At 71.7% G+C, this 6,962-nt stretch carries 5 protein-coding genes; 4 read left to right on the top strand and 1 reads right to left on the bottom strand.

What is annotated here, in order from left to right; genetic code table 11:
* Positions 1-60: 60 nt before the first annotated feature.
* The 3 genes from ACH4UM_RS40860 to ACH4UM_RS40870 all read left to right on the top strand — a co-directional run bounded on the left by ACH4UM_RS40860 (position 61) and on the right by ACH4UM_RS40870 (position 4,441).
* Entirely contained in the window at positions 61-1,434 is a 1,374-nt protein-coding gene (locus ACH4UM_RS40860) for an NAD(P)/FAD-dependent oxidoreductase (RefSeq protein WP_398191453.1), read from the top strand.
* A 238-nt stretch (positions 1,435-1,672) separates the two neighbouring features.
* Complete coding sequence (locus ACH4UM_RS40865; RefSeq protein ID WP_398191456.1) at positions 1,673-3,403, top strand: SpoIIE family protein phosphatase; 1,731 nt, start codon at positions 1,673-1,675, stop codon at positions 3,401-3,403.
* Positions 3,404-3,619: 216 nt separating this feature from the next.
* On the top strand, positions 3,620-4,441 hold the full coding sequence (locus ACH4UM_RS40870) for a class I SAM-dependent methyltransferase (RefSeq protein ID WP_398191459.1): 822 nt from the start codon (positions 3,620-3,622) through the stop codon (positions 4,439-4,441).
* A gap of 102 nt (positions 4,442-4,543) precedes the next feature.
* Here the strand turns inward: ACH4UM_RS40870 and ACH4UM_RS40875 are convergent, their stop codons facing one another.
* Positions 4,544-5,815: an MFS transporter gene (locus ACH4UM_RS40875; protein ID WP_398191462.1), complete on the bottom strand. Its 1,272-nt coding sequence runs from the start codon at positions 5,813-5,815 to the stop codon at positions 4,544-4,546.
* A gap of 195 nt (positions 5,816-6,010) precedes the next feature.
* Between ACH4UM_RS40875 and ACH4UM_RS40880 the strand changes: the two genes are divergently transcribed.
* Entirely contained in the window at positions 6,011-6,565 is a 555-nt protein-coding gene (locus ACH4UM_RS40880; RefSeq protein WP_398191465.1) for a MarR family winged helix-turn-helix transcriptional regulator, read from the top strand.
* Positions 6,566-6,962: the final 397 nt, after the last annotated feature.

A 6,962-nucleotide genomic window follows, 5' to 3' on the forward strand; every position in this document is an offset into this window, starting at 1 on the left:
CCGACGGTCACACAAATCGCAGGGGCTGTGGACAAACGACAGCGCCGGGTGCGTCATGGGATGGTGAAGGAACGTGCGCGCATTCTCGTTGTCGGCGGCGGCTACGTCGGGATGTACACGGCCCTGCGCCTGCAGCAGCGGATGAAACACGAGCTCAGGCGGGGCGAGGTCGACATCACAGTGGTCACGCCCGACCCCTACATGACGTACCAGCCGTTTCTGCCCGAGGCGGCCGCCGGTGCGATTTCCCCTCGTCACGTCGTCGTCCCGTTGCGCCGGGTCCTCGACCAGTGCCGCATCATCGTCGGCGAGGCGACGTCCATCGACCACGCGCACCGCACCGCGACCCTCACCACCCTCGCCACGGAGGACACGGGCGGCACCGAGAAGCTGACGTACGACGAACTCGTCCTGGCCCCGGGCTCCGTCGCGCGCACCCTGCCCATCCCGGGCCTCATCGACTACGGCATCGGTTTCAAGACCATCGAGGAGGCCATCGGCCTGCGCAACCACGTCCTCGAACAGATGGACATCGCCTCCTCGACCCGCGACCCGGCGATCCGCGACGCGGCCCTGACCTTCGTCTTCGTCGGCGGTGGATACGCCGGGGTGGAGGCGCTCGGCGAACTGGAGGACATGGCCCGTTACGCCGCGCGGTACTACCACAACGTCAAGCCGGAGGACATGAAGTGGATCCTCGTCGAGGCCTCCGACCGCATCCTGCCCGAGGTCGGCGAGGAGATGGGCCGTTACGCCGTCACCGAACTGCGCCGCCGCAACATCCAGGTGCTGCTGGGCACCCGCCTGGAATCGTGCGCCGACCGGGTCGCCGTACTCAGTGACGGCCAGCGCTTCCCGACCCGTACGGTCGTGTGGACCGCCGGAGTCAGGCCGCATCCGATCCTGGCCGCCACCGACCTGCCGCTGAACGGCCGCGGCCGCCTGAAGTGCACCGCCCAGCTGACGATCGACGGCGTCGAACACGCCTGGGCCGCGGGCGACGCCGCCGCCGTCCCCGACGTCACCGCGGGCGAAGGCAAGGAGACCCCGCCCAACGCCCAGCACGCCCTGCGCCAGGCCCGGCTCCTCGGCGACAACATCGCCCACTCCCTGCGCTGCGAACCCCTGGAGACGTACGCGCACAAGTACGCCGGCTCGGTCGCCTCCCTCGGCCTGCACAAGGGCGTGGCGCAGATCTACGGGCGCAGGCTGAAGGGCTACCCCGCCTGGTTCATGCACCGCACCTACCACCTCAGCAGGGTGCCCACCTTCAACCGCAAGGCCCGCGTGCTCGCCGAGTGGACGCTGGCGGGGCTCTTCAAACGCGAGATCGTCTCCCTCGGCTCGCTGGAACATCCCCGCGCGGAGTTCGCACTCGCCGCCGGTGGAAAGCATCCTCTCGACCCGAACATCAACCCGAAAGGGTCGTCCTGACCGGACCGGGGAACTCCCGCGTGCGCCCCGGCGTCCGACGGATGTCGGCGCGGTCGGCCACACTGCCAGACTGGTCCACGACCGCGGGCGGCAGCCGTTCGCCCCCGATCAACCAATGACGCATTCCTGCCGTGCCGCACCCACCGGGGCGGTAAGAATGTGCGGTCACCGCCGCGCGGCCCGAGATCCCCGGCCGGGCCCGGAGCCGGCCTGAGACGACGACACGAGGCAAGGATTCGTGAACTTCACGCGCTGGAGCGCCCGGCTCCCCGGCATCCCCGGAACGCAGCGCCGCGCCGCAGCGCGGACCGATCTCGCGACCGCCCCGGACCGGCGGACCGACGGCTCCGTACCCGGAGCCCGCGCCGAACAACTGACCGACGAGACAATGCCGCCCGTGCCCGCCGTCGACGAACTCCCCGCGCGCGAGGTCCTCGACCGCGTCCCGGCCCTCGTCGCCCTCGTCCACGGCCCCGACCACCGCATCGCCTACGTCAACGACGCATATGTGAGCGCCTTCGGCGCCCGGCCGCTCGGCGAACCCGCTCGCGAGGCCCTGCCCGAACTGCGCGAACTGGGCCTGCTCCCGCTCCTCGAACAGGTCCTGCGCAGCGGCCGGCCACGCACCCTCAAGTCCCGCAAGGCACCCGACGGCCGCTCCTACACCTTCACCTGCACCCCGGTCCAGCCGTGCGACGAGCGCACGGGCGAGCCGGCCGACGGCCGTACGGGCCCGGCAACCGACGGCCGCACCGGCTCCGGCGTCCTGGTCTTCGCCACCGACGTCACCGACCACGCCGAGGCCGCCGAACGCCTGCGCGCCAGCGAGCGCCGGCAGCGCGAGACCGCGGTCACCCTCCAGCGCTCGCTCCTGCCCCAGGTGCTGGAACAGCCCGACGACCTGCGCATCGCCGCGACATACCAGCCGGGCGGCACGGAAGCCGCGGTCGGCGGCGACTGGTACGACGTGATCACCCTCGGCGGCGGCCGCACGGCGCTGGTCATCGGCGACGTGATGGGCAGGGGGGTGCGCGCGGCCGCGGTCATGGGCCAACTGCGCACCGCCGTCCGCGCTTACGCGCGCCTCGACCTCCCCCCGCACGAGGTCCTCCAGCTCCTCGACGGCCTCGCCACGGAGATCGACGCCAACCAGATCGCGACCTGCGTGTACGCGGTCCACGACCCCAACGAGGGCCGGCTGGTGTACGCCTCCGCCGGGCACCTGCCGATCCTGGTCCGCGACGAGAGCGGCACCGTCCTGCGCGCCGACGAACCCACCGGCCCACCGCTCGGCACCGGCGGCTGGATGCACTCCTCCGGCTCGGTCCCGCTGGGCCCCGGCGCCACGGCGGTGCTCTACACCGACGGCCTGGTCGAGCGCCGGGACGAGGACCTGGACGAGGGCATCGCGTCCCTGGAGCGCGCCCTGGCCGGAGCGACCGGCACACCCCAGGTGGTCTGCGACCGCCTGGTCCGCTCGGCGGGCGTGCAGGCGGACCACGACGACGACGTGGCCGTACTCGTCCTCCAGCACCCCGCCCGCACCGGCCCGGACGGCGACCTGTTCCGCAACGCCGCGCTGGAACTGCTCGGCGGGGTGGAAGCGGCCCCCCGCGCGCGTGCGTTCGCCTCCGGCGTCCTGACCAGCTGGCGCTTCCCGCCCGACCTGCACGACCTGGGCGTCCTCGCGGCGAGCGAACTCGTCGCCAACTCCCTCCAGCACGGCACCCCGCCCATGCGCCTGCGCCTGCGCCGCACCGACCGCCGCCTGATCGTCGAGGTGACCGACGGCGACGACCACCTGCCCAGGCGCCGCCGCGCCGAACCGGGCGACGAGTCGGGCCGGGGCATCGCCATCGTCGCCACCATCGCGTCGAACTGGGGCTCTCGACGCACCCCGGGCGGCGGAAAGGCGGTGTGGTGCGAGTTCGCACTGCCCAGGGGCACGGACCGCCAGGGACTCCGCTGACGAGGACCCCTCCCCTCCGCAGCGCCCTTCCCCCGGTGAGCACGGCCAAGGCGGGGTGCGGGGGGCTGAGTCGCGCCAAGGGCGGGGCGCAGGCCCACAACGGGCCCCAGGGGGCGGAGCCCCGGGCGGAATCTCCCTGCCCACCGAGTAGGCGGGCGGAATCGCCCAGCCGCGCGGCGCCTAGGCGAACCCACGGCACGGTGCTAGTAGCTCACCATGGCAGACGCAGACGCATCCGGATTCCAGCTCGAGGGCAGCGCCCCCGAGCGTTACGAGCAGCACGTCGCGCCGATCATGGCGCCCTTCGTCACCGCACTCCTGGACGCCGCGGACCTCTACCCCGGCGCCACGGTCCTCGACCTCGCCTGCGGCACCGGCTTCGCCGCCCGCACCGCCGCCGCCCAGGTGGGGCCCTCGGGCCGCGTCTTCGGCGTCGACATCAACGAGGGCATGCTCAGGGTCGCCGAGGCCCGCCACCCCCGTATGTATCCCGACATCGAGTTCACCCGGGCCTCCGCCGACGACCTCCCCTACCCCGACGCCACCTTCGACGCGGTCGTCTGCCAGCAGGGCGTCCAGTTCTTCCCCGACCTGGACGCGGCCCTGGCCGAGGCGGCCCGAGTCACCCGCCCGGGCGGCCGCTTCGCCGCCACGGTCTGGGCGGACCGCTCCCTGTGCCCCTACTTCACCGCCCAGTACGAGGTCATCCAGGAATACGGCGGACCGGAGACCGCCGAGAGCTTCGCCGGAGTCTTCTCCTGTCCCGCCGAACGCCTGACCACCGCCCTGCGAGCCGCCGGCTTCAAGGACCCGGCGGCCCGCGAGGTCACCTACGGCATCACCCTGCCCCCGCCGGCCGAGTACGCCCCGGACCAGCTCTCGGTCCTCCCCTGGGGACAGGAGATTCTCGAAGCCCATGGTGAGAAGGTCCTGGCCGAGGCGGGCCACGCCCTGGCCGCCCGGCTCGCCGACCGCACCGCCCCCGACGGCACGGTGACCCTCCCCTTCACCACGATCATCGTGACAGCCGTCCGCTGACGGGTCCCGGCAGATGCCGGCCGGCCCGGGCGCATGGCCGGCTCGGCGGGCATGACGCGGCGGCCGCCACCGAAGGTGACGGCCGCCCCGGCCCCGAAGGGCTCACGCCTCCGCGGCCACCGGCCCCGCGACCGCTCCACCACGGGCGACCACCCGGCTCCGCGCGGCCCACGGATGATCCTGTACGGGGGTGAGCCGGCGCCCCAGCCGCAGCGCGAGGACGGTGATCCCCAGCGAGAACACCAGGAACGTCACGACGTACGGAGCCGGCAGCGTGGCCGCCAGCGGCCCGCCCACGGCTGGCCCCACCGCCAGCGCGAGCTGCTTCACCAGGGCGAAGGCGGAGTTGTACTGCCCCGCCATCCCGCTCGGCGCGAGGTCGGCCACCAGCGGGGCGACCGTCGGCGACAGCAGCGCCTCGCCGAGTCCGAACAGGGCGTACGTCGACACGAACGCGGCCGTCGCCATCGCCCGGCTGCCGTGTCCGAGCCCCGCGTACGCGGCCGTGCCCCATGCGACGGCCCAGATCAGCCCCACGGCCGCGATCACCCGGGACCGCCGCTGCCGCTCCACGAACTTCAGCACGGCGAACTGCGCGACCACGATCATCATGGTGTTCGCGGCCAGCGCCGTACCCAGCGCCGACGTCGAGATTCCGGCGGCCTCCACGCCGTAGGCGCTCAGCCCCGACTCGAACTGCCCGTAGCAGGCGAAGAACAGCACGAAGCCGAGTACGCACAGCTGCACCATGGCGCGGTTCCCCAGCAGCTGCCTCCAGCTGCTCCTCGCCGACCGTCCGGCCTGCGCGGGCGCGTCCTCGATGTGCGGCGCGTGCGGCATCCGCACCGTCGCCATCAGCACCACCAGCAGCAGGAACACCGCCGCCTCGATCGCGAACAGCAGAGTGAAGGAGGAGACGCGGGTGGTGTCGACCAGGTGACCACCTATGAGGCCACCCACGCCGAGCCCCAGGTTCTGCAGGAAGAACTGCATCGCGAACGCGCGCGACCGCGTGTCCGCCGTCGAGCAGTCCACGATCATCGTCGCCAGTGCGGGCTGCATCACGGCCTGCCCGGCCCCCAGCGCCGCCGCCGACCCCAGCACGGTCGCCGCACCGCCCGCGAGCCCCAGGCTCAGCGCCCCCAGCGCGGCCATGACCAGGGCGGTGAGCAGGACCGGCAGCGGGCCGCGTCGCACGATCGCCCGGCCGGCGAACGGCAGCACGATCAGCGCGGCCACGGCGAAGACGGCGAGGACGAGGCCCGCCGTCATGGCTCCCAGACCCCGCACCTGCGCCACATAGACGTACAGGTAGGGGACGGTGAAGCCGAGCCCGAACGCGCTGAGTGCGTTGCCCACGTGGATCCGGCGCATCGCTGCGCCCATCGCCCTGGTCACGTTCACCTCTCTCAAGTGATGGGTTCGGGTACTTCAGGTACTTGGCGTGCCTCAGTACTTAGAACCGAAGACTTCGAAGCTAAATTTCGAAGTTAAACAGTACACCTCGAAGGACTTCAACGCCAAGCCACCCCGTGCGATACTGCGGACATGGGCGACACCCCCGGCAGCATCGGCGGCACCGACGGCATCGGCACCGCCGAGCCGACCCTCGAAGAGCAGATCGCCGCCTACCAGCGCGAGTTCCGGGACCTCGACCCGCAGGTCGAGAAGATCGTCTCGGCGCTGTCCCGGCTGAACCGCCGGATGAACGTCGCCTACGGCCGCCAGACCTCGGCCCTCGGCATCAGCAACGCCGAGTGGGAGGTCCTCAAGGCCCTCGTCCTGTCCGGCGCCCCCTATCGCATGGGCCCGAGCGACCTCGCCAAGCGCCTCGGCCTCACCCCGGCCGCGATGACCCACCGGATCGACCGCATGGTCGGCGAGGGCCTGGTCACCCGGGAGCGGGACGAGAACAACCGCGTCCGTGTGATCGTGGAGCTGACTCCCGAGGGCCGCGAGAAGTGGCTCGAGGCCATGCGCCTGGCCACGGTCTTCGAGGAGGACCTCCTCCAGGACCTGTCCCCGGCGGAGCGCACGGTCCTCGGCGAGGTCCTGACCACGCTTCTGCGCAGGGTGGAGCACGCCCAGCCGGACGCCGGCGGCCGGCTCAGCGACCTCGACTAAAAGATCTTGACAGGGGCTTCTTGACACCCCCCTGCCGAGTCCGTAAAGTTCTCCGGGTTGCCGCGGAGCCGTAACGCTTCTCCGGCAGCACCTGCCGCCGTACGAGCGGCACCCAAACCACCAGCACGATCTCCCGGCGGGGTTGTTTTCGGCGTGCCCGAATTCAATTCGAATGGGACTCGTCGATCTTGATTCGGCGCCCAGCGGGCCCGATTGGGAATCGCCGAGAGAATCCGCTAAGGTTTGAGACGTCGGAACGGCCCAACGGCCGGGAAGACAAACCCCGCTGACTGGGGATCAGGTCGGAAAAAGATCTGATAGAGTCGGAAACACCGAAGGGAAGCGCCCGGAGGAAAGCCCGAGAGGGTGAGTACGAAGGAAGCGTCCGTTCCTTGAG

Source organism: Streptomyces sp. NPDC020801, assembly GCF_044334385.1.
Taxonomy (GTDB): Bacteria; Actinomycetota; Actinomycetes; order Streptomycetales; family Streptomycetaceae; genus Streptomyces.

Coding starts and splice junctions, on each gene's coding strand:
- ACH4UM_RS40870 (WP_398191459.1), top strand. CDS start 3,620: ATGGCAGACGCAGACGCATCCGGATTCCAGCTCGAGGGCAGCGCCCCC.
- ACH4UM_RS40875 (WP_398191462.1), bottom strand. CDS start 5,815: ATGCGCCGGATCCACGTGGGCAACGCACTCAGCGCGTTCGGGCTCGGC.
- ACH4UM_RS40860 (WP_398191453.1), top strand. CDS start 61: ATGGTGAAGGAACGTGCGCGCATTCTCGTTGTCGGCGGCGGCTACGTC.